The sequence below is a fragment of the Methylosinus sp. LW3 genome (assembly GCF_000527115.1).
Classification (GTDB): domain Bacteria; phylum Pseudomonadota; class Alphaproteobacteria; order Rhizobiales; family Beijerinckiaceae; genus Methylosinus.
This window is the reverse complement of the sequence record NZ_AZUO01000001.1, coordinates 1,939,522-1,957,924: the sequence shown is the minus strand read 5'-3', so window position 1 is coordinate 1,957,924 and position 18,403 is coordinate 1,939,522. Positions and strand designations below refer to the sequence as shown.

The 18,403-nt window shown below is 65.8% G+C and carries 18 protein-coding genes; 7 read left to right on the top strand and 11 right to left on the bottom strand.

Annotated elements, in window-relative coordinates; translation table 11 throughout:
- Positions 1-1,500, bottom strand: a complete 1,500-nt coding sequence (locus METLW3_RS0109940) for a phosphomannomutase/phosphoglucomutase (RefSeq protein WP_024879772.1) — start codon at positions 1,498-1,500, stop codon at positions 1-3.
- 625 nt (positions 1,501-2,125) lie between these two features.
- Here METLW3_RS0109940 and METLW3_RS0109930 point away from each other — a divergent pair.
- Positions 2,126-2,665, top strand: a complete 540-nt coding sequence (locus METLW3_RS0109930; RefSeq protein WP_024879771.1) for a cytochrome b — start codon at positions 2,126-2,128, stop codon at positions 2,663-2,665.
- 44 nt (positions 2,666-2,709) lie between these two features.
- Here the strand turns inward: METLW3_RS0109930 and METLW3_RS0109925 are convergent, their stop codons facing one another.
- From METLW3_RS0109925 to METLW3_RS0109905, 5 genes are all read right to left on the bottom strand, one after another.
- The gene (locus tag METLW3_RS0109925) at positions 2,710-3,483 is read right to left on the bottom strand and encodes a DUF4261 domain-containing protein (RefSeq protein ID WP_024879770.1); all 774 of its coding nucleotides are present in this window, start codon (positions 3,481-3,483) and stop codon (positions 2,710-2,712) included.
- A 129-nt stretch (positions 3,484-3,612) separates the two neighbouring features.
- Entirely contained in the window at positions 3,613-4,455 is an 843-nt protein-coding gene (locus tag METLW3_RS0109920) for a methyltransferase domain-containing protein (protein WP_024879769.1), read from the bottom strand.
- A complete protein-coding gene (locus METLW3_RS0109915) occupies positions 4,452-5,498 on the bottom strand; it encodes a glycosyltransferase family 4 protein (RefSeq protein ID WP_024879768.1) in 1,047 nt (348 codons plus the stop codon). Before METLW3_RS0109915 ends, METLW3_RS0109920 begins: the two co-directional genes overlap by 4 nt.
- Complete coding sequence (locus tag METLW3_RS0109910) at positions 5,495-5,893, bottom strand: 6-carboxytetrahydropterin synthase (protein ID WP_024879767.1); 399 nt, start codon at positions 5,891-5,893, stop codon at positions 5,495-5,497. The genes METLW3_RS0109915 and METLW3_RS0109910 overlap by 4 nt, the downstream gene beginning before the upstream one ends.
- A gap of 12 nt (positions 5,894-5,905) precedes the next feature.
- Positions 5,906-6,877 (bottom strand): zinc-binding alcohol dehydrogenase, encoded by a 972-nt coding sequence (locus METLW3_RS0109905; RefSeq protein WP_024879766.1) that lies wholly within the window; start codon positions 6,875-6,877, stop codon positions 5,906-5,908.
- A gap of 127 nt (positions 6,878-7,004) precedes the next feature.
- On the opposite strand from METLW3_RS0109905, the gene mdoH reads away from it, so the two are divergent.
- Positions 7,005-8,804, top strand: a complete 1,800-nt coding sequence (gene mdoH / locus METLW3_RS0109900; RefSeq protein ID WP_024879765.1) for a glucans biosynthesis glucosyltransferase MdoH — start codon at positions 7,005-7,007, stop codon at positions 8,802-8,804.
- Between the two features lie 26 nt (positions 8,805-8,830).
- Positions 8,831-9,136: a hypothetical protein gene (locus tag METLW3_RS0109895; protein WP_024879764.1), complete on the top strand. Its 306-nt coding sequence runs from the start codon at positions 8,831-8,833 to the stop codon at positions 9,134-9,136.
- Here the strand turns inward: METLW3_RS0109895 and METLW3_RS0109890 are convergent.
- Positions 9,115-9,603 (bottom strand): cupin domain-containing protein, encoded by a 489-nt coding sequence (locus METLW3_RS0109890; protein ID WP_024879763.1) that lies wholly within the window; start codon positions 9,601-9,603, stop codon positions 9,115-9,117. The genes METLW3_RS0109895 and METLW3_RS0109890 overlap by 22 nt on opposite strands.
- Before the next feature lie 349 nt (positions 9,604-9,952).
- Here METLW3_RS0109890 and METLW3_RS0109885 point away from each other — a divergent pair, with 349 nt between their 5' ends.
- Together METLW3_RS0109885 and aat are read left to right on the top strand one after the other, a co-directional pair.
- Positions 9,953-11,902, top strand: coding sequence for a malonate decarboxylase subunit alpha (locus METLW3_RS0109885; protein WP_024879762.1), 1,950 nt, complete (start codon positions 9,953-9,955; stop codon positions 11,900-11,902).
- A 234-nt stretch (positions 11,903-12,136) separates the two neighbouring features.
- A complete protein-coding gene (aat, locus tag METLW3_RS0109880) occupies positions 12,137-12,844 on the top strand; it encodes a leucyl/phenylalanyl-tRNA--protein transferase (RefSeq protein ID WP_024879761.1) in 708 nt (235 codons plus the stop codon).
- Here the strand turns inward: aat and METLW3_RS26830 are convergent.
- Positions 12,816-13,490, bottom strand: coding sequence for a DUF2155 domain-containing protein (locus METLW3_RS26830; protein ID WP_024879760.1), 675 nt, complete (start codon positions 13,488-13,490; stop codon positions 12,816-12,818). The two genes, aat and METLW3_RS26830, sit on opposite strands and share 29 nt — an antisense overlap.
- A gap of 117 nt (positions 13,491-13,607) precedes the next feature.
- A complete protein-coding gene (locus METLW3_RS0109870) occupies positions 13,608-14,015 on the bottom strand; it encodes an NADH:ubiquinone oxidoreductase subunit NDUFA12 (protein ID WP_024879759.1) in 408 nt (135 codons plus the stop codon).
- Between the two features lie 241 nt (positions 14,016-14,256).
- Between METLW3_RS0109870 and pstS the strand changes: the two genes are divergently transcribed.
- The gene (gene pstS / locus METLW3_RS0109865; RefSeq protein ID WP_024879758.1) at positions 14,257-15,303 is read left to right on the top strand and encodes a phosphate ABC transporter substrate-binding protein PstS; all 1,047 of its coding nucleotides are present in this window, start codon (positions 14,257-14,259) and stop codon (positions 15,301-15,303) included.
- Between the two features lie 51 nt (positions 15,304-15,354).
- Positions 15,355-16,572 (top strand): FAD-dependent oxidoreductase, encoded by a 1,218-nt coding sequence (locus METLW3_RS0109860; protein WP_024879757.1) that lies wholly within the window; start codon positions 15,355-15,357, stop codon positions 16,570-16,572.
- Here METLW3_RS0109860 and METLW3_RS0109855 read toward each other — a convergent pair.
- Positions 16,553-17,509 (bottom strand): hypothetical protein, encoded by a 957-nt coding sequence (locus METLW3_RS0109855; protein ID WP_024879756.1) that lies wholly within the window; start codon positions 17,507-17,509, stop codon positions 16,553-16,555. The two genes, METLW3_RS0109860 and METLW3_RS0109855, sit on opposite strands and share 20 nt — an antisense overlap.
- The gene (locus tag METLW3_RS0109850; RefSeq protein ID WP_024879755.1) at positions 17,506-18,051 is read right to left on the bottom strand and encodes an SRPBCC family protein; all 546 of its coding nucleotides are present in this window, start codon (positions 18,049-18,051) and stop codon (positions 17,506-17,508) included. The genes METLW3_RS0109855 and METLW3_RS0109850 overlap by 4 nt, the downstream gene beginning before the upstream one ends.
- Between the last annotated feature and the right edge of the window lie 352 nt (positions 18,052-18,403).

Genomic DNA, 18,403 nt, shown 5'->3' with positions numbered 1-18,403 from the left:
TCAGATCGTCTGATTATAGGCGCCGACTTCCGGATTCTCGCGCAGCACCGCATCCACCGCGTGGAACATCTCGCGCATGCGCGCCTCCGACACCGGGCTCTCGACGACGACGACCAGCTCCGGCTTGTTCGATGAGGCGCGCACCAGGCCCCATGTGCCGTCGGCGGTCGTCACGCGCACGCCATTGACGGTGACGAGATCGCGAATCTTCTGCCCCGTGAAGGCGACGCCATCGGCCTCCATCTTCTGGAAGCGCGCGATCACCTTGTCGACGACGCCATATTTCGTCTCGTCGGCGCAATGCGGCGACATGGTCGGCGAGCCCCAGGTCTTGGGCAGCGCGGCGTAGAGATCGGACATGGACTTGTCCGGATTGCGATCGAGCATCTGCAGCACATGCACCGCCGTCAGCAGGCCGTCGTCATAGCCGCGGCCGACCGGCGCGTTGAAGAAGAAGTGGCCGGATTTCTCGAAACCGGCGAGCGCTTTGAGCTCCGTCACGCGGCGCTTGATGTAGGAATGGCCGGTCTTCCAATAATCGGCCTTCACATTGCGCGAGAGCAGCTCCGGATCGGTCGCGAACAATCCCGTCGACTTCACATCGACGACGAAGGTCGCGCCCGGATGCAGCTTGGAGAGATCGCGCGCCAGCATCACGCCGATCTTATCGGCGAAAATCTCCTCGCCCGTATTGTCGACGACGCCGCAGCGATCGCCGTCGCCATCGAAGCCGAGACCGACATCGGCGCCGCTCTCGCGCACCTTGTCGGCCATGGCGTGCAGCATATGCAGATCTTCGGGGTTGGGATTGTAATGCGGGAAATTATAATCGAGCTCGGTGTCGAGCGGCACGACCTCGCAGCCGATGCGCTCCAGCAGCTGGGGCGCGAAGGCGCCCGCCGTGCCATTGCCGCAGGCGGCGACGACCTTCAGCTTGCGGGTGAGCTTTATACCCGAGGCGAGATCGTCGAGATAACGGGCGCCGAAATTATCGACATAGCGATAGGAGCCACCCTCGGCGAAGCGGAAAACGCCGGCGAGCACGATCTCCTTCAGCCGGCCCATCTCCACGGGGCCGAAAGTGACGGGACGCTGCGCGCCCATCTTCACGCCGGTCCAGCCATTGTCATTGTGCGAAGCCGTGACCATGGCGACGGCGGGAACGTCGAGCGCGAATTGCGCGAAATAGGCCATGGGCGAGAGCGCGAGGCCGATATCGTGCACGCGCACGCCGGCCGCCATCAGGCCGGTGATCAGCGCCAGCTTTATGGAGGCGGAATAGGCGCGATAGTCATGGCCGGTGGCGAGCTCGAGCGGCACGCCCATCTCATGGAGCAGCGTGCCCAATCCGAGGCCGAGCGCCTGCACCCCCATGAGGTTGAGCTCCTTCTCGAACAGCCAGCGCGCGTCATATTCGCGAAACCCCGTCGGCTTCACGAGCGGCGTCGTCTCATAGGCGTAAGTGTTCGGGGCGAGATCGGAAACGGGGGTCGGAAACATCGCATCTCCTAAAGGACGAACCTCGGTTGGCAAGGACATAAGGGAAAAACGCCGCCGCGCCAAACCACAGGACGTCCCCCTCCCCGCGATCCGCCGTCCGGCGCCGGCGGATCGATCGAGATATCGGATGCTTTACGCCGGTTTCCGGTCCTTTGGGACCCGAAGAATCGGTCGAGGCGCACAGATGTGGGGCATCGGCCGAGCAATGGCCGACGACGAATTCTACGGATTTTCATGTGGATGAAAAAGCGTACGTCGACATGTGACGGTTTTACGTCGGCGAGGGGAAAAATATCGAAAATATTCTTTGTCGCCGCTATTCGTCTTCGGCGGCGCCGATCGCGCGACAACGCGACCGAGGCGGCTCCGACGAAAAAAGCGCGGCGAACCAACGTGGTTCGCCGCGCCGACCGCCGGCGCGCACATGGGGGATGCGCCCGGCTAGCTCTCGATGACTCGCGAGAGTCAAAGCCCTTTTCGGGGAGATCTGAGCGCGGTTCAGCTATAGGCCCGGACGCCGTTATAGTCAATTATTCCTATAGGATTTAAATACTGTCTCGGAGGCCGATTGCGCATTCGAGACGGCTGGGCGATCATCGCCGCCGCAACGGCATGGAGGATTCGCATGGTCGAGCGACAGCCCTATACGCCTCTCGCCAAGGCGCTGCATTGGATCATCGCCGCTCTGGCGCTGACCTCCCTGCCGACCGGCGTGGTGATGGCCGATCTCGATAAAGGGCCGTTGCAGGACAATCTCTTCGTGCTGCACGAATCGATCGGCGTCATCGTGCTGGCCCTGATGGTTCCCCGCCTTCTCGCGCGACTGCGCCATCGGCCGGGCGCAAGCGCCGATCTGACGCCGGCCGAGCGTCTCGTCTCGAAAGCGACGCATCGCGGGCTCTATCTGCTGCTGATCGCGACGCCGATCGTCGGCTGGCTTGCGTTGTCGGCCTATGGCCTCGGGCCGAGCTTCTTCTGGCTCGGCCATCTCCCGGCCCTCCTCGGCAAGGACGAGCCGCTATCGAAACAGCTCTTCGAGCTGCATGAAATTCTCGGCTGGGCCATGCTGGCGCTGATCGCGCTGCATGTGGCGGGCGTCATCCGCCACCGTATCGCCGGCGACGAGGTGGTCTGGCGGATGCTTCCGCAGTCTTGGCGCAAATAGCGAGGCCCGGGCGGGGGCGGCCGATGCGCCCCCGCCGGTCGCCGTCAGGCGTGGCCCTGAGTCGGGAAATATAGCCGGTAGACATTCTGCCCCGGCGCCACGACCGAGGCCTCGCGCCGCACGATGATCTTGGTGTCGGCGTCCGGGCCGATCGTGTCGCCGTCGCTCAGAACGTCGCCGGCGTCGATCAGATAGGCGGCGAGATCGAGCAGAAAGCCGCTGAGCTGGCTCGGATCCTCGAGATAGCCGCGCGTCTCTATCTCCATCAGGCCGAAAGCGTCGAGACCTTTGGTGATCGCCGAAACGCCGCCATCTGGATCGCGGCCGAGCGCGACGGCGACGCAGAAGGGAACCGGGGGCTCGTCGCCGCCCTTCGACACCGCCTCGGCGACGAGCGCGGCCGGCCAAAGAGCGTCGGAGCCGGCGAAATGCACGGCGCAAGCGGAGGGCGTCGCCTCTATGACCGCCGTGATCGCGCGCCCGAGCAGACGCGCTCTGGCTTTGGCGTCGGCGCCGCCGGTCACGGCCACCACCACATGGCCCGCATGGCCTTCGATCACCGACCAGACATCCTTCCAATGCCAGGCATAGGCGACGCAAGGGTCGTCCTGGGCTATGGGCGCCGGCGCCGTCACGCCGCCGATGGCCACCATGCCGCCATCGACGAGAAACACGCTGGTTCCGCCCGGGACCTCCTTGTCGGGCGTCTGCGCCTGCGGCAAATGCCGGCGGATCGCGGAGCCGAGCGCCTCCCCCTCGGGAAGCCGCCCATCCTTCGAGAGAACGAGCGCGAGCATTGTTTCATTGGGGGCGGCCATACTGGGCTCCGGGTGAAAGGTGAGAGTTGACGCGAGAGACCGAAGCGGACTCTCCGCCCGATTGCCCCATGTCGGGAACCATTTTGCTTCTAGCACAGATGGCGCCATGGCGGTGCCGACCGCCCGGCCTCATCCGCCCTTCGGCCGCGCGAACAGGTCCGAATGCCCGATCTCGCATCCCTCGGCCGCCAGGCGGGCGCGACGCCAATCCTCGACGATTCTAGCCGAAACCTCCCCGGTCTCGGCCACGGCCGCCGCCGAGCCCTCGGCCAGAGCGGCGATCAGCGCCGTTTCCGCCGCGCCGAGCCGCCAGGGACTCGGCGCCGTCTCGACGCTATAGCCGAGCCTCTCCAGCGCGCGCGCCAGCAGTTCCGCCGCGCGCGGCCCGGCGGCGGGTCCAAAACCCTTGTCGCGCGCCTGATGGCGGTGGAAGGCGGCGAGCATTCCCGCATCGTCGGCATGCGGCGGCGTCCAGCGCTCCTCGCCGGAATAGCTCAATATCGCATAGAGCGGCAGGCGGCGCGCCGCGATCTGCTCCGCGAAGGCCTCGAGCCATTGCGCCGAGACGAGATCGAAAAAAGCCGCCGAAGTCACGAGGTCGATCTTTCCCTCGAGCGCCGCCCCCGCGCCGCCGGAAAGATCGGCGGTCCGAAACTCGACATCGAGGCGCCGCGCGACCTTGGAGAGGATCAGCGTCTCGCCCTCCTCCGCGACATCCGCCCAGGCGATGAGACGCGCTCTCGCGGCGGCGAGCAGCGCCGGATCATGATCGATGAGAAGCCATTTCTGGCGCGCCGGCAGATATTCGGCGAGGCCACGCAAATTGGAGCCGGCCCCGCAGGCGAGATCGACGATGGTCAGAGACTCGCGATCCGCGAAGGCGCGCGCGACGGTCTCGCGCAAGGCGGGATTGCGCGCGGCGCGATCGGCGCTCTCGCGCAGATCGAGCCATTCGGCCGAGAAACCGCTCATGCCAGCCCCCTCGTCACATTGGCGATGATGCGCGCCGTCTCTTCCCAGCGCGGCAGCGCCCGACCGGTGCGCCAGGAGGCCTCGGCGAGCCGCGCCCGCAAGGCCGAATCCGCAATGATCGCGCGCAGAGAATCGCGCAGCGCGGCCACATCCCCCGGCGGGATTTTCAGCGCGGCGCTATCGGGGATTGTGTCGCCCGCAGCGCCTCCCGTCGTCGCGACGATGGGCAGCCCGCGCGCCAGCGCCTCGGCGAGCGCCATGCCATAGCCCTCATGAAGCGATGCGGAGACGAAGACATCCGCGCCGTGATAGGCCGTGTCCAGCGCCTCGCCGGAAAGCTCGCCGCGCAGAACGATGCGTCCGCCGAGACCTTTCGCCTCTATGAGCTGCGCGAGATCGGCCGCCGTCTGGGGAGAATGTTGGGCGCCGCCAACAATGGCGAGGCGCCAGTCGAGATCGGAAAGGCCGCTCAGCGCCTCGACCAGAAGATGAAACGCCTTGCGCGGAATGATGGAGCCGACGGCGAGCAGCAACGGCGCGCCGCCCGAGCCTCTTGCGCGCTCGGCCGGATCGGTTCCCGGCGGAGCGATGGTCAGCTTGCGCTCCGGCACGCCGAAATCGCAGATCAACGTCTCGCCCGTATGCGCACTGGTGGCGATCACATGAGCGGCGCGGGCCAGCGCCCGGCGTTCGCTCTCGCGCAGCGCCGCCGCACGCTCCGGCGCGAGCCCCGCCTCGAGACAGAGCGGATGATGGCAGAGCGCCACGATCGGCGCCGCAATGGATGCGATCACCGTCTCGGACAACGCGCCATAGGCGAGGCCGTCGATGAGCGCGACATCATCCGCCGTCAATTCACGATCGAGAACCGCGGCGACGGCGCGCTCCTCCTCGGCCGTCGGATGCGGCAAACCGCCCGGCAGCGCGAGATGGAGCGCCGCAACGCCCTGCCCCGCCAATTCCGCGAGCACGCGGCGGTCATAGCCATAACCGCCGGTCCTCGCCTCTATGTCTCCGGGAATGGCGAAGACGATGCGCCTCACACGGCGCCCTCGAACCAGGCGCGGGCGACATGGGATTCGTGCAGCGTCACGCGAATGCGCGAGATCCCTTCGCCGCCCGGCCCGAGCGCGCCGGTGCGAGCTGCGGCGGCCATCGCGTCGAAAATATGCCGCGAGAGGAATTCGGTCGTCGTCTGCCGGCCCTTGAACTGCTCGATCTCATCGAGATTCTGGTAGTTCAGCGGCGCCAGCGTCGCTTTCAGCGCGTCATGGGCGCGGCCGATGTCGACGACCACCTCGTCGACGGTCAGCGTCTCGCGGAAAAACGCCACATCGACGACGAAAGTCGCGCCGTGCATGCGCTGCGCCGGGCCGAACAGCTCGCCCTTGAAGCTATGGGCGATCATGATGTGGTCGCGGACTTCGACTGCGTACATTTTCTTCTCCGTTCAATAGCGAAACAATGTGGCGAGGCCGCTCGCCCCCGGCGCGAGGACGCGCGGCAGCTCCCGCGGCGCGTCGGCGAAGGGAATTTCCTCGGTGATGAGCGCATCGAGCCGCGGATCGGCCAACAGCTCCAGCGCCTTGTCCAGCCGACGGGCGTAGCTCCAGCGCGGCCGCCGCGAGGGCGCCACCTGCCCAACTTGCGAGGAGACGAGCCGCAGCCGATTGGCGTGAAAGCCGCCGCCGAGCGGCGCGGAGACCTGCCCCTCCCCATACCAGCTCAATTCGACGATCGTCGCCTCCAGCCCGGCCGCGGCGAGCGCCAGCGCCAGCCCCTCGGAGGAGGCGGTGGCGTGGAAGACGACATCCGCGCCCCGCCCCTCCAGCGCGTCGGCGCCGACGAATCGCGCGCCGAGACTCTCGGCGATCTGCGCGCGGGAGTCCTCGCGATCATGAATCAGCACCTCGGCGCCCGGAAGGCGCGCTGCGAGAGCTGTGACCAGCAGGCCGAGAACGCCGGCGCCGATGACGACGATGCGGTCGCCCGGCCCGGCTCCCGAATCCCAAAGCCCGTTCAGCGCCGTTTCCATATTGGCGGCGAGCGGCGCGCGGCGGGCCGGCGTCTCCTGCGGAATTGGCCGCAGCATGGCGACGGGCGCGACGAAAAAATCCTGATGCGGATGGAGACAGAACACGTCGCGGCCGAGAAGCTCGGCCGGCCCTTCCTCGACGCGGCCGACGGCGCAATAGCCGTATTTCACCGGAAAGGAGAAAGCGCCCTCCTGAAACGGCGCGCGCATGCGCTCCCATTCCGAACGCGGCGCGCGGCCTTCGAAGACGAGCCGCTCCGTGCCGCGGCTGACCGCGCTCCACAGCGTCCGCACCAGCGCCTCTTCCGGCCCCGGGGTCGCGAGAGAGGCGACGCGCAAGGCGGCGTCACGCGGCGCCTCGACCCACAGCGACCGCGCCTCTTTCATACCATTAAAGTAGGATTTATTCGACTCGGCCAATTTACAAACCTCATGCTTCGCGGCTATTGCTAGAACACGGCGGCGATGCGCGCCAGCCGATTTTCCCGGTTCCGCATAGGAAACGACGACGCGAATGTCCGCCGCCGCCCCCGCCGGTCTCCAGAACCGATCCGAACTCTTCCGGCGACGCCTGCTGGTCGCCGCGATCGACGCCGCCGTTTATGTCGCCCTGCTGATCTGGCTCGCCGATATTCTGGGGCAAGACGGCTGGAGCGTCATCGACGCCGCGATTCTCCTTTGCTTCGCCATTGCCGCGCCCTGGAGCGTGCTCGGCGTCAGCAACGCCATTCTCGGCTTCTGGCTCTTGCATTTCCATCCGCGCCCGCTCGACAGCGTCGCGCCTTTCGCCCGCGCCGGCGACACGCGACGCCGCATCCGCACGCGCACGGCCGTCACGCTGACGATCCGCAATGAGGACGCCGCCCGCGTGCTGACGCGGCTTGCCGCCATGAAGGCCGATCTCGACGCGACCGGCGAAGGCGCCCTCTTCGATTGGTTCGTGCTGAGCGACACCACCGATCCGCGCATCTCCGCGCAGGAAGAGACCGAATTCGCCCGCTGGCGCGCGGCCGAAGGCGCCGAGGCGACGCGGCTGCATTACCGCCGACGCTCCGACAATATCGGATACAAGGCCGGCAATATTCGCGATTTCTGCGAGCGCTTCGGCGGCGCCTATGAATTCATGATTCCGCTCGACGCCGACAGCCTGATGGACGGCGAGACGATTCTGCGCCTGGTGCGCATCGGCGAAGCCTATCCGCGCATCGGCATTATTCAGAGCCTCGTGGTCGGCGCGCCATCGCGCTCGGCCTTCGCGCGCGCCTTTCAATTCGGCATGCGCGCCGGAATGCGCAGCTACACGATGGGCGCGGCCTGGTGGGGCGCCGATTGCGGCCCCTTCTGGGGACACAATGCGCTGGTGCGCATCGCGCCTTTCGCGGCATATTGCGATCTACCGCGTCTTTCCGGCGAGAGACATATTCTCTCGCATGATCAGATCGAGGCGGCGCTGATGCGGCGCGCGGGCTATGAGGTGCGCGTGCTGCCGGTGGAGAGCGGAAGCTATGAGGAAAATCCGCCGACGCTGCTGGAATTCATGCGCCGCGACCTGCGCTGGTGCCGCGGCAACATGCAATATTGGGAGTTGCTCTCTCTGCCGGGACTGCTGCCGATGAGCCGCTTTCAGCTCATCTGGGCGATCAGCATGTTCATCGGCGCGCCGGCCTGGACAGCGATCATATTGCTCGGCGCGCTGCTGCCGCTGGTCGAGGATGTGTCGCGCTTTCCGTCTGGCTCGGCGGCGGCGCTCTATCTTCTGTTTCTCGGCTTTTATCTCGCGCCCAAGCTCGCCGGCTATGCGGATATTGCGCTGACGCCGGGCGGCGTGCGCCGCTATGGCGGCGCCGTCCGCCTGCTGCTCGGCGCGGCGCTCGAGATCGTCTTCTCCTTCATCATCGGCGCCGTCACGACATTCGGCGTCACTGTGCTGCTCGCGCGCCTTCCCTTCGAGGGCGAGGCGGGCTGGAGCGGACAGAGCCGCGACGCGCATGGCCTCGGCGCATGGGAGACGGCGCGCGCGCTCTGGCCGGCATTCGCTTTCGGCGCTCTGGTTCTCGCCATCGCCGGATTTTCCGCGCCTTCTCTGGCCTTGTGGTCGGCGCCGCTGACCTTCGGCTATGTCGCCGCATTTCCCTTTGCGCTCGCCAGCGCCTGGCCGCATCTCGGCGCCTGGTTCACGCAAGCAGGGCTCTGCGGCGTCCCCGAGGAATTCGCGCCGCCGCCGATCTTCGCCCGGCTGCGCGCGCCCCAGCGGCGGGAGGCGACGCCCGAGCCTCGGGCGATCGCTTCATCGGACGAACGCATTTCCGCGTGAGGGATCAGATGGGATCGGACGCTCGCATGAGAGACGAAACGCGCCGGGAAGAACTCCGCGCCTCGCTGCGCGTGCTGCGATCGGAGAGCGCGGACGCCGCCGCGCCGCGCATAATGGCGCCGCGCCGGCTCGTTGTCGTGGCCCCGCGGCCGGCCGCCGACGAGCCGCTGCCCCCGGCGCAACGCTTTCTCGCATCGGCCGCGCTCGCCGGGGCTCTGCTGATGGCGGTCGCGGCGCTCTCGGACGCGGCCGCCCACGCCATGGGCGCGATGGAGCCGCGCGCCATCGCGTCACTGGAGATGGGCCGCTCTCACTTCGGCTTCGGCCAATAGCCCTGCGGCGCGCCCGGCGCCCCGACCGGGGTCGTTTCCACCGGCCCTTCGCCGGTGATCTGAATGACGACCTCCTCCTCGCCGGCGCCGTCCCAGTGAACGCCGCCGGCCGGATGAAGCACATAGGAGCCCGCCGTCACCGGCCGCGCCTTCTTGAAATCCAGCTCCTCGCCGACGCCGTTCCACCATGTGCCCGAGACCACCACCGCATGGCGATCCCGCGAATGGAAGTGCGGGTTGGAATGATGTCCAGGCGGGAAGCGCACGCGCACCACATAGACGCCGGGCTTCGACGGATCGCCGAACAGCACCGCCTGGGCGGGGCCGATGCCGAGCGGGCTCTTGAATTGAACCTCGTCGGCGGGCTTGTAGACGAAACTCTTTTCCGGCTCCGCGCCAATGGGCGGGGTCTGGCCGAGAACCGCCGCCGCTGCGGCGCCCGCGAGGAGAAATCTGAGCTTGGTCATGGTTTGCTCTATGGACGCCGTCGGAAAATGTCGCAGTTCGGCCGCGTCTCGCCGACCATGAGCGCAGCATAGTCGCTAAAGCCTATAAGATAAATATGCACTTTGACGCCGACTCTCGCCCTCGCGGCGCCGCAGCGCGCTCGCCGAGCTGCGACGCGGAGCCGCAGCCGAACGAGGCGTTTTGCGCCTTCGCGGCTCTGCGGCGATTTCCTGGCGCTATTGCGAAACCCTGTCGCAAACTCTAGTGTCGAGGGCAGTTCGAACCCGGCGCCCTTCTATTGCGGAACGCGGGAATGACAACGCCCGCAGCCTTCGCCCTGCCGGGCGGCGAGGAGGAAACTCGAGGGAAATGAACAACAAGAACAACAAGGTCATTACAGCAGACGAAGCGATTGCGCTCATCAGCGAAAATGACGTTCTGACCACCACCGGCTTCGTCCAGAGCTGCATTCCCGAGGCGTTGCACGCCGCGCTGGAGAAGCGCTTCGTCGAGACCGGCGGACCGAGCGGCCTCACGCTCATCATGACCGCCGGCGCCGGCGACAGCAAAGGGCTCGGCACCGGCCGCCTGCATCATGAAGGCCTGCTGCGCCGGGTCATCGCCGGCAATTTCGGCCGCATGCCCAAGGTCGCTCAGGCCGCCGCGGAAAACAAGATTCTCGGCTATAATCTTCCGCAAGGCGTCATCTCGCAGCTCTATCGCGCCTGCGCCGCCGGCCAGCCCGGCCTCTTCTCCAAGGTCGGCCTCTATACTTATGTCGATCCGCGCTTCGGCGGCGGCCGCGTCAACGAAGTGACGACAGAAGAGATCGTCAAGCATGTCGTCATCGACGAAGAGGAATGGCTGTTCTACACCGCGACGAAGATCGACGTGGCCTTCATCCGCGGCACCAGCGCCGACCCTTCCGGCAATATCAGCATGGAGAAGGAGGCGCTGACGCTCGACGTGCTCGCCCAGGCGATGGCCGCGCATAATAATGGCGGCATCGTCATCGCGCAGGTCGAGCGCATCGTCGAGGCCGGCTCGATTCGTCCCAAGGACGTGAAGGTTCCGGGCATTCTGGTCGATTGCGTGGTCGTCGCCGATCAGCCCGAGCTGCACCGTATGAATTACGGGATCATGTATAATCCGGCGCTGGCCGGCGAGATTCGCGTTCCGGTCGAGAGCATGGCGAAAATGCCGCTCGACGCGCGCAAGATCATCGCGCGCCGCGCCGCCTTCGAGCTGCCGCCCAATGGCGTCGTCAATCTCGGCGTCGGCGCGCCGGAGGGCATAGCCGCCGTCGCCAATGAAGAGAAGCTCACGCCCTTCATCACACTGACGACAGAAGCCGGCGCCATAGGCGGCGTGCTCGCCTCGGGCTCCTCCTTCGGCTCCGCCACCAACGCCGATTCGATCATCGATCAGAACACGCAATTCGACTTCTATGACGGCGGCGGTCTCGATATGACCTGCCTCGGCATGGCCGAATGCGACGAGCAGGGCAATGTGAACACCAGCCGCTTCGGCGGACGCCTCAACGGCTGCGGCGGCTTCATCAACATCAGCCAGAACGCGCGCAGCGTCGTCTTCGCCGGCACATTCACCGCCGGCGGGCTCGACATTGCGATTCAGGACGGCGAGGTGAAAATCCTCAAAGAGGGCCGCGCGCGAAAATTCCTGAAATTCGTCGAGCAGGTGACGTTCAGCGGCAAATATGCGCAAAAGCGCGAGCAGCCGGTGATCTATGTCACCGAGCGCTGCGTCTTCCAGCTGACGAAGGAAGGCCTCGAGCTGATCGAGATCGCGCCGGGCATAGACATTGAGCGGGATATTCTTCCGCATATGGACTTCAAGCCCATCGTCAAGCATCCGATATTGATGGACAAGCGCATCTTCGTCGACGAGCCGATGGGGTTGATCTCCGATCTGCTCAATCTCGACCTGCAGGATCGCGTGAGCTATGACGCCGATCGCAATATTCAGTTCCTCAATCTCGAGGGCTGGAGCGCGCGCTCCAAGCGCGACATCGACGATCTGCGCAAGATGCTGATCGACGCCTGCCAGAAGATCGGCAAGCGCGTCAATCAGGTCGTCAATCTCGACAACTTCCGCATCAGCGAGCATCTCTACGATTACTATGCGGAGATGATCCAATATATGCTCGAGAATTATTATGTGACGACGACGCGCTACACGACCAGCGCCTTCCTGCGCTTGAAGCTCAAGGAAGCGCTGAGCAAGCGCGGCATCGCCCCGCATGTCTTCGAGCGCAAGGAGGACGCGCATAGCTTCCTCGAGGTGATCGGCGAAGGCTGAGCGGCCATTCTACCCTCCCCTTCAGGGGGAGGGTCGGCCGGCGATATCGAGCCGGGGTGGGGTGAGACGCGAGGAGCTGCTCTCCCCTCCCGAGCGCCGAAGGCGCTCTGTAGAACGTGTTTCCACCTAGTCTCGCTCGGCGCGCCCCGCCCCGTTCACCCTTTCGGCGGCTCGAGCCACGCCCGGGCGACGAACGCTCTCGATTCCGGCGCGCATTGCGCTACAATCTGCGAAATGTCGCGCCCTTCCTCCGCAGATTACGCCATCACGCCGCAGATTTTGCTGCGGGCCTATTCGATCGGCCTTTTCCCAATGGCGGAAAGCGCCGAAGAGGAGCAGCTCTTCTGGGTCGACCCCCAGGAGCGCGCCATTTTCCCGCTGGATGCGTTCAAGGTCTCACATTCGCTCGCCAAGACGATCCGATCGGATCGTTTCGAGGTGCGGGTCGATACGGATTTCGACGCCGTGATCGCGGCTTGCGCGGCCTCCGCGCCCAAGCGCGAGAACACTTGGATCAATTCCGAGATCAAGCGGCTCTATCGCAAGCTGTTCGACATGGGCTTCGCCCATACGGTCGAATGCTGGCGGGATGGAAGACTGGTCGGCGGCCTCTATGGCGTCTCTATGCGCGCCGCCTTTTTCGGCGAGAGCATGTTCCACCTCGAGACCGACGCCTCCAAAGTGGCGCTGGCGCACCTCGTCGCGCGGCTCGTCAAAGGCGGCTTCCGCCTGCTCGACACGCAATTCATGACCACGCATCTCGCCTCGCTCGGCGCGATAGAGGTCAGCCGCGACGCCTATCATGCTCTGCTGGAGCAGTCTTTGTCGGTCCCTGCCCGTTTCGCCGCCTGGCCGGACGACGCGCCCGTTCCCGGCCGCGAGATCGTCGCGATTCTGCGGCCGGAGCCACAGCTCAGAACGGAAAAGGCGAAGGCGCCGTAGCGGGCGCCGGCTCCTGCGCGGGCTGCTTCTTTTTCTTCTTCTTGGGCTTTTCGGCCGGAGCCGCGGCCGCTGGCTCGGCGCTCTCCGGGGCCTTCGCGGCCTCTGGCGGAACCGAATCGCGCGGGCCGATCGGCGCGGCCTCGACCGGAACGGGCGCGACCGGCTCGACCTTGCGAGAGCGGGAGCGCTTCTTCTCCGGCGCAGGGACGGCAGTGGCCGCCGCCGCAGGATCGGCCGCCGGCGCCTGAACGATCTCCTTGCCGCCGCGGCAATCGACCAGCCAAACGTCATAGACCGGGTGCTCGACGCCATGCAGGCCTGGGCTCGCTGCGAACATCCAGCCGGAGAAAATCCGCTTGGCGTCGTTCTTCCCCGTGTCCTGCTCGTCGACCTCGACGAAGCTCGTGGTCTGCGGAGCCTCGGTCTGCGGACGCGTGTTGCAGACGCGCGGCGTCACCTGAAGCGAGCCGAATTGCACGGTCTCGTCTATGGCGACGTCGAAATTGATGATCCGGCCTGTCGTCTTGTCGAGCCCGGCGAAAATGGCGGTGGGATTGCGTATGGGATCCGCGGCCGCCGCGCCGAGGCCGACGAGGAAGGCGGCTCCCGAAAGAGCGAAACGCAGGCGGAAGCAGCGGGAGATCATATCGGCTCTCGTTTCCGATCTCTGGCTCGGGCCAGCCGCCCGCGCCTCATGCGCCGTCGTTGAATAGGAAGAGCGTGGCGGATCGATGGTCGCGGACAGGGCCGCGACCGTCTCGCCTCAAGCCTCGGGGGTCCAGGCCTGATAGTCGCCGCCGGCGGGAGCGCGGCGGCCCTCGGCCAGGATCGAGCCCGGCGGATGATAGGCGGCGGAGGTGCCGGTCAGATTGGGGCGATAGGTCAGCTCCCATTCCTTCGGCTCGTATTTCTCCTGCGTCGGCGGCGTGTCGACCGTGTGGTGCAGCCAGCCGTACCAGCCGGGCGGCGTCGCCGAGCCCTCGGCATAGCCCTTATAGATGACCCAGCGGCGCTCGAAGCCGAGCGCCTTGTCCTTCTTGCCGCCGCGGCGGCGGTAATAGACATTGCCGAACTCATCCGTCCCGACGCGCTCGCCATAGAGCAGCGTCCACAGGCCCGTGCTGAGCGTCGCCCGGTTCCACCAAGTGAAGAAGCGAATGATGTAGGACATGTCGGAAGCGTCCAAGAATGTTTGCGTGGCCCCTTATTGCGTCAAGACAGCGCAATGTCCAGTCGGGCGCGCCACTTCCGCTGCGTGGGCTTTGCTTTTGGCGCGAAGTCGTAGAAAAGGAGGCATGTGACAGAAAGACGACAGCCGTCGCGCCGCCAAGGCGCGCCGCAGAGAGCTGAAACCATTGGCTTCCAGCTCTCGTGGACAAGAGCCACGCGTCGAAATTCCAAGGGACGGCCGCATGATTTCCAAAGCCTCGAGGCTCATTCTTCACGCCGCTCTGGCGGCGATCCTTTCAGTGGGGAGCGCGCGCGCCCTCGATATTTCCGGCGCCGGCGCGACTTTTCCCCTGCCCATCTACGCCAAATGGGCGCAGAGCTATTCGAAAGAAACCGGCAATCGCGTCAATTATCAATCGATCGGCTCGGGCGGCGGCATCCGCCAGATCAAGGCGCGGACAGTCACTTTCGGCGCCTCGGACCAGCCGCTGAGCGCCAAGGAGCTCGACGCAGCCGGGCTCATCCAATGGCCGCAAGTGGTGGGCGGCATCACCCCCGTCGTCAATCTGGACGGGGTCGGCTCCAATGAGCTGGTCCTCGACGGGACCACGCTCGCGCGCATTTTTATCGGCGAAATCAAGCTCTGGAACGATCCGGCGATCCACGCGCTGAACCCGAAGATCGCTCTGCCGGCGACGTCGATCGTCGTCGTGCACCGCTCGGACGGATCGGGCACGACTTTCTGCTTCACCCACTATCTCTCCCGCGTCTCCGCCGATTGGAAGGCGAAGGTGGGCGAGAACGTGGCTGTGGAATGGCCGCTCGGCCTCGGCGCCAAGGGCAATGAGGGCGTCGCCAATAATGTCGCCACCGCCAAAGGCGCGATCGGCTATGTCGAATTCGCCTACGCCAAGCAGAATAAGCTCGCCGCCGTCAGCCTGGTGAATCGCGACGGCAAGATCGTCGCGCCGGGCAAGGAGAGCTTCGAGGCCGCCGCCGCCAATGCCGATTGGGCCGGCGCGCCGGGCTTTTTCCATCTGCTGACCGAGCAGCCGGGCGCGGGCTCCTGGCCGATCGCGGCGGCGACCTTCATTCTGCTGCCGAAGCAGCCGCAGGATGCGGCCGCGGCGCTGGAAGCGCTGAAATTCTTCGACTGGGCTTTCTCCAAGGGCGCCGCGGCGGCCGAGGAGCTGGATTTCGAGCCCATGCCAGCCTCCGTGGTGACGCTGATTCGCAAGAGCTGGGCGGCCAATGTGAAGGATGCGAATGGAAAACCGCTGCTGAACTGACCATAAAGGTCGGCAGCGGCCGCGCGCGGCCTATTCGCACAGGAGCGGCCGATGACGCAGACGATCTCCACGAGATGCTGCGTGGTCGGCGGCGGCCCGGCGGGGCTGATGGCGGGCTTTCTGCTCGCCCGCGCCGGCGTCGAGACGATCGTCCTCGAGAAGCACGCCGATTTCCTGCGCGATTTCCGCGGCGACACGATTCATCCCTCCACGCTTCAGCTGATGTTCGAGCTCGGCCTGCTCGAGGATTTTCTGAAACTGCCCCATCGCAAGGCGTTTCAGCTCTCCGCGGTTTTGGGAGACCGTAAATTCGTCGTCGCCGACTTCCGCGGCCTGCCGACCTTGTGCAAATTCGTCGCCTTCATGCCGCAATGGGATTTTCTCGACTTCATCGCCGGCGAGGCGAAGAAGCTGCCGAATTTCCGCCTGTCGATGAAGACTTCCGCAGAGAGCCTGCTCGAGGAGGGTGGCCGTATCGTCGGCCTGCGCGCCGAGGGGCCGGAGGGGCCGCTCGAGATCAGAGCCGATCTCACCATCGCCGCGGATGGGCGGACCTCGCGAATGCGCGAATCGGCGGGCCTCGCGGTCGAGGATTTCGGCGCGCCCATGGATGTGCTGTGGCTGGAGCTGCGGCGCAAGGCGGATGACCCCGACGAGACCTTCGGCCGCGTTGCGCCGGGCCGCATGGTGGCGATGATCGAGCGCGGCTCCTATTGGCAGATCGGCTATGTGATTCCAAAAGGCGGCGCGCTAGCGCTGAGGAGCCGGCCGATCGGCGAGTTTCGCCGCGCCCTGGCCGACAGCGTTCCCTTTCTCGAGGATCGAGTCGAGGATTTGCGGGATTGGGAGGATGTGAATCTGCTGACCGTGCAGGTCGATCGGCTGAAGAATTGGAGCCGGCCGGGCCTGCTCTGCATCGGCGACGCGGCCCATGCGATGTCGCCGATCGGCGGCGTCGGCATCAATCTCGCGATTCAGGACGCCGTGGCGACCGCCAATCTCCTCGCCGAAAAGCTGCGCGAGGGGACGCTGCGCGACGCGGATGTCGGGGCCGTGCAGAAGCGCCGCGAGCTTCCGGCGCGGATGACGCAACGGCTGCAGCTCTTCATTCAGAATCGCGTGATCCGTAACGTGCTCGCCGCGGACCGGCCCTTCGAGCCGCCGCTGGCCTTGCGGCTTTTGGATATTTTCCCGGCGCTACGGCAATTGCCGGCGCGGCTGATCGGCCTCGGCGTCCGGCCGGAGCACATCAATTCATCGCGCGGATAAAAGCGCCGAAGGCGCGCGGGCCGTCGCCGGTCTTGGCCTTGGCGATCACCTTCAGGCTATCGGCGGCGATCGACCAGAACTCATTGGTGAACCAATTGGCGACATAGATCGTCTTGCCGTCGCGGCTCGCCCCTATGCCTTCCGGATATTCGCCGACCTTCACCTGCGACACCGACGCGAATGTCGAGAGATCGAAGACGCTGACCGATTCGGCATATTGATCGGTGACGAAGCCCCTGCCCTGCGCCAGCGCCACGCAATAGGGCCGCTTGCCGACCTTCACCGTGGCGATGACGCGCCGGCTCGAAAGATCGACGACGCTGACATCATCCGATTCGACATTGGCGGTGTAGGCGCGCTCGCCCTTGGCGTCGATGGTGACGCCGAAGGGATGACGGCCGACATCGAGCTCGCCGAGCTTCTCGAAGGACGCCGCATCGACGAAGGCGATTTTATTGGCGTCGCGAATCGCCACGAGGATCGTCTTGCCGTCCGGCGTCACCGCGACGCCGGAGGGCGTGACGCCGACTTTCGCCGTGGCGACGACGCCCGCTTCCGGATCGACCGCAAAGAGCCGCTGCTCATACATGTCGGCGACATAGACGCGCTTGCCGTCCGGCGCGACGGCGAGGCCGAGCGGACCGCCCTCCAGCGGAATCTTGCGCAGGACGCGACGCTCGCGCGTGTCGACGACGGAGAGATATTTGCCCTCCGGGCTCGTCACATAGGCGCGCGCCCCATCCGCCGAGACGGCGACGCCGGCCGGCTTGCCGCCGATCGCCAGAGTCGCGACGGGCGCCATGGTCGAAAGATCGACGATGGTGAGATCGCCGCTGCCCTGATTGGTGACGAAAGCCTCGTCCGCTCCCGCGGGCGAGGCGAGAGCGAGCCCGAGAAGGGCGGCGCGCGCCGCCCTGCCCCAGGATGCAGAGATCATTTGCCTTCGACCTTGGCCTTCAGCGAGGCGAGGCCGGCCTTGTAGAGATCGCCCACCGCCTTCAGCGCGGCCTCGTCGGAGAGCTCCGGCGGCGGATCGTTGTTCGGGAAGCCGCGGTAGAAGGCGCCGCGCCATTCGACGACGCTCTTGTCGCCCTGCGGCTTTATCGTGATCGTCGAGGAGTAATTGTTCACCGGCAGGATCTTCACATCCACCTTCTCGATGCGATAGGCGAGCGAGAAGTCCTTGGCGTCATATTTGGTGAGCAGCTCGTCGATCTCGCCGCCATTCTTCAGCGTGATATGGCGCGTGGCCTTGTCGGGCGTGTTGTCGCCCGTTCCTTCCGTCTTGGCGACGGGGGGCAGCCAGCTCAAATCCTGGAAATTGCCGACGATGGCCCAGATCTTCTCGGCCGGAGCCGCGATCTCGATCGTCTCCGTCACCTTCTGGCGCGAGGGGCCGTGGGCGAGCGCGGCCGACGAAGCCAGAGCCGCGAGCGACAAGGCGGCCAGGAAACCCCGGCGCGCGACGACGAATGACATGACTACCTCCTGCAGGGCTTTTTAGGCGCCTATTGCCCCGGCGCCGCCGGCGCGCAACTAACTCCTCCGCGCCCTGCGGCGTCAAGACTCCCGATCTCGGCGGGCGGAAAATCCCGCCATATGCCGACAAAGCTCCTGGAGAGGCGACAAAGCTTTCGGCGAGGAATAAGGCGCCGCCCGCCGGCCTGCTCGAGAATCGCGCTCCGATCCCCCTTACGTAAAGCTCGGCTCACGTCGAGCCCGTTGTCCAGAGCGCGACTCGGCTTTCCCCATTATCCACGGAATTTTGCAAGATATTGTCTGATTATTTATTCCTCACACTACATCTTGACGCCCATGGAAGAGTGACGCA

What these genes read in the sequence shown, in the direction of transcription:
- METLW3_RS0109905 (WP_024879766.1), bottom strand. Translation starts at nt 6,877, where the DNA reads ATGAAAGAGGCGCGGTCGCTGTGGGTCGAGGCGCCGCGTGACGCCGCC.
- METLW3_RS0109885 (WP_024879762.1), top strand. Translation starts at nt 9,953, where the DNA reads ATGAACAACAAGAACAACAAGGTCATTACAGCAGACGAAGCGATTGCG.
- METLW3_RS0109855 (WP_024879756.1), bottom strand. Translation starts at nt 17,509, where the DNA reads ATGATCTCTGCATCCTGGGGCAGGGCGGCGCGCGCCGCCCTTCTCGGG.
- METLW3_RS0109920 (WP_024879769.1), bottom strand. Translation starts at nt 4,455, where the DNA reads ATGAGCGGTTTCTCGGCCGAATGGCTCGATCTGCGCGAGAGCGCCGAT.
- METLW3_RS0109860 (WP_024879757.1), top strand. Translation starts at nt 15,355, where the DNA reads ATGACGCAGACGATCTCCACGAGATGCTGCGTGGTCGGCGGCGGCCCG.
- mdoH (WP_024879765.1), top strand. Translation starts at nt 7,005, where the DNA reads ATGTCCGCCGCCGCCCCCGCCGGTCTCCAGAACCGATCCGAACTCTTC.
- METLW3_RS0109940 (WP_024879772.1), bottom strand. Translation starts at nt 1,500, where the DNA reads ATGTTTCCGACCCCCGTTTCCGATCTCGCCCCGAACACTTACGCCTAT.
- METLW3_RS0109925 (WP_024879770.1), bottom strand. Translation starts at nt 3,483, where the DNA reads ATGGCCGCCCCCAATGAAACAATGCTCGCGCTCGTTCTCTCGAAGGAT.
- METLW3_RS0109850 (WP_024879755.1), bottom strand. Translation starts at nt 18,051, where the DNA reads ATGTCATTCGTCGTCGCGCGCCGGGGTTTCCTGGCCGCCTTGTCGCTC.
- aat (WP_024879761.1), top strand. Translation starts at nt 12,137, where the DNA reads ATGTCGCGCCCTTCCTCCGCAGATTACGCCATCACGCCGCAGATTTTG.
- pstS (WP_024879758.1), top strand. Translation starts at nt 14,257, where the DNA reads ATGATTTCCAAAGCCTCGAGGCTCATTCTTCACGCCGCTCTGGCGGCG.
- METLW3_RS0109895 (WP_024879764.1), top strand. Translation starts at nt 8,831, where the DNA reads ATGAGAGACGAAACGCGCCGGGAAGAACTCCGCGCCTCGCTGCGCGTG.
- METLW3_RS0109890 (WP_024879763.1), bottom strand. Translation starts at nt 9,603, where the DNA reads ATGACCAAGCTCAGATTTCTCCTCGCGGGCGCCGCAGCGGCGGCGGTT.
- METLW3_RS0109910 (WP_024879767.1), bottom strand. Translation starts at nt 5,893, where the DNA reads ATGTACGCAGTCGAAGTCCGCGACCACATCATGATCGCCCATAGCTTC.
- METLW3_RS26830 (WP_024879760.1), bottom strand. Translation starts at nt 13,490, where the DNA reads ATGATCTCCCGCTGCTTCCGCCTGCGTTTCGCTCTTTCGGGAGCCGCC.
- METLW3_RS0109930 (WP_024879771.1), top strand. Translation starts at nt 2,126, where the DNA reads ATGGTCGAGCGACAGCCCTATACGCCTCTCGCCAAGGCGCTGCATTGG.
- METLW3_RS0109870 (WP_024879759.1), bottom strand. Translation starts at nt 14,015, where the DNA reads ATGTCCTACATCATTCGCTTCTTCACTTGGTGGAACCGGGCGACGCTC.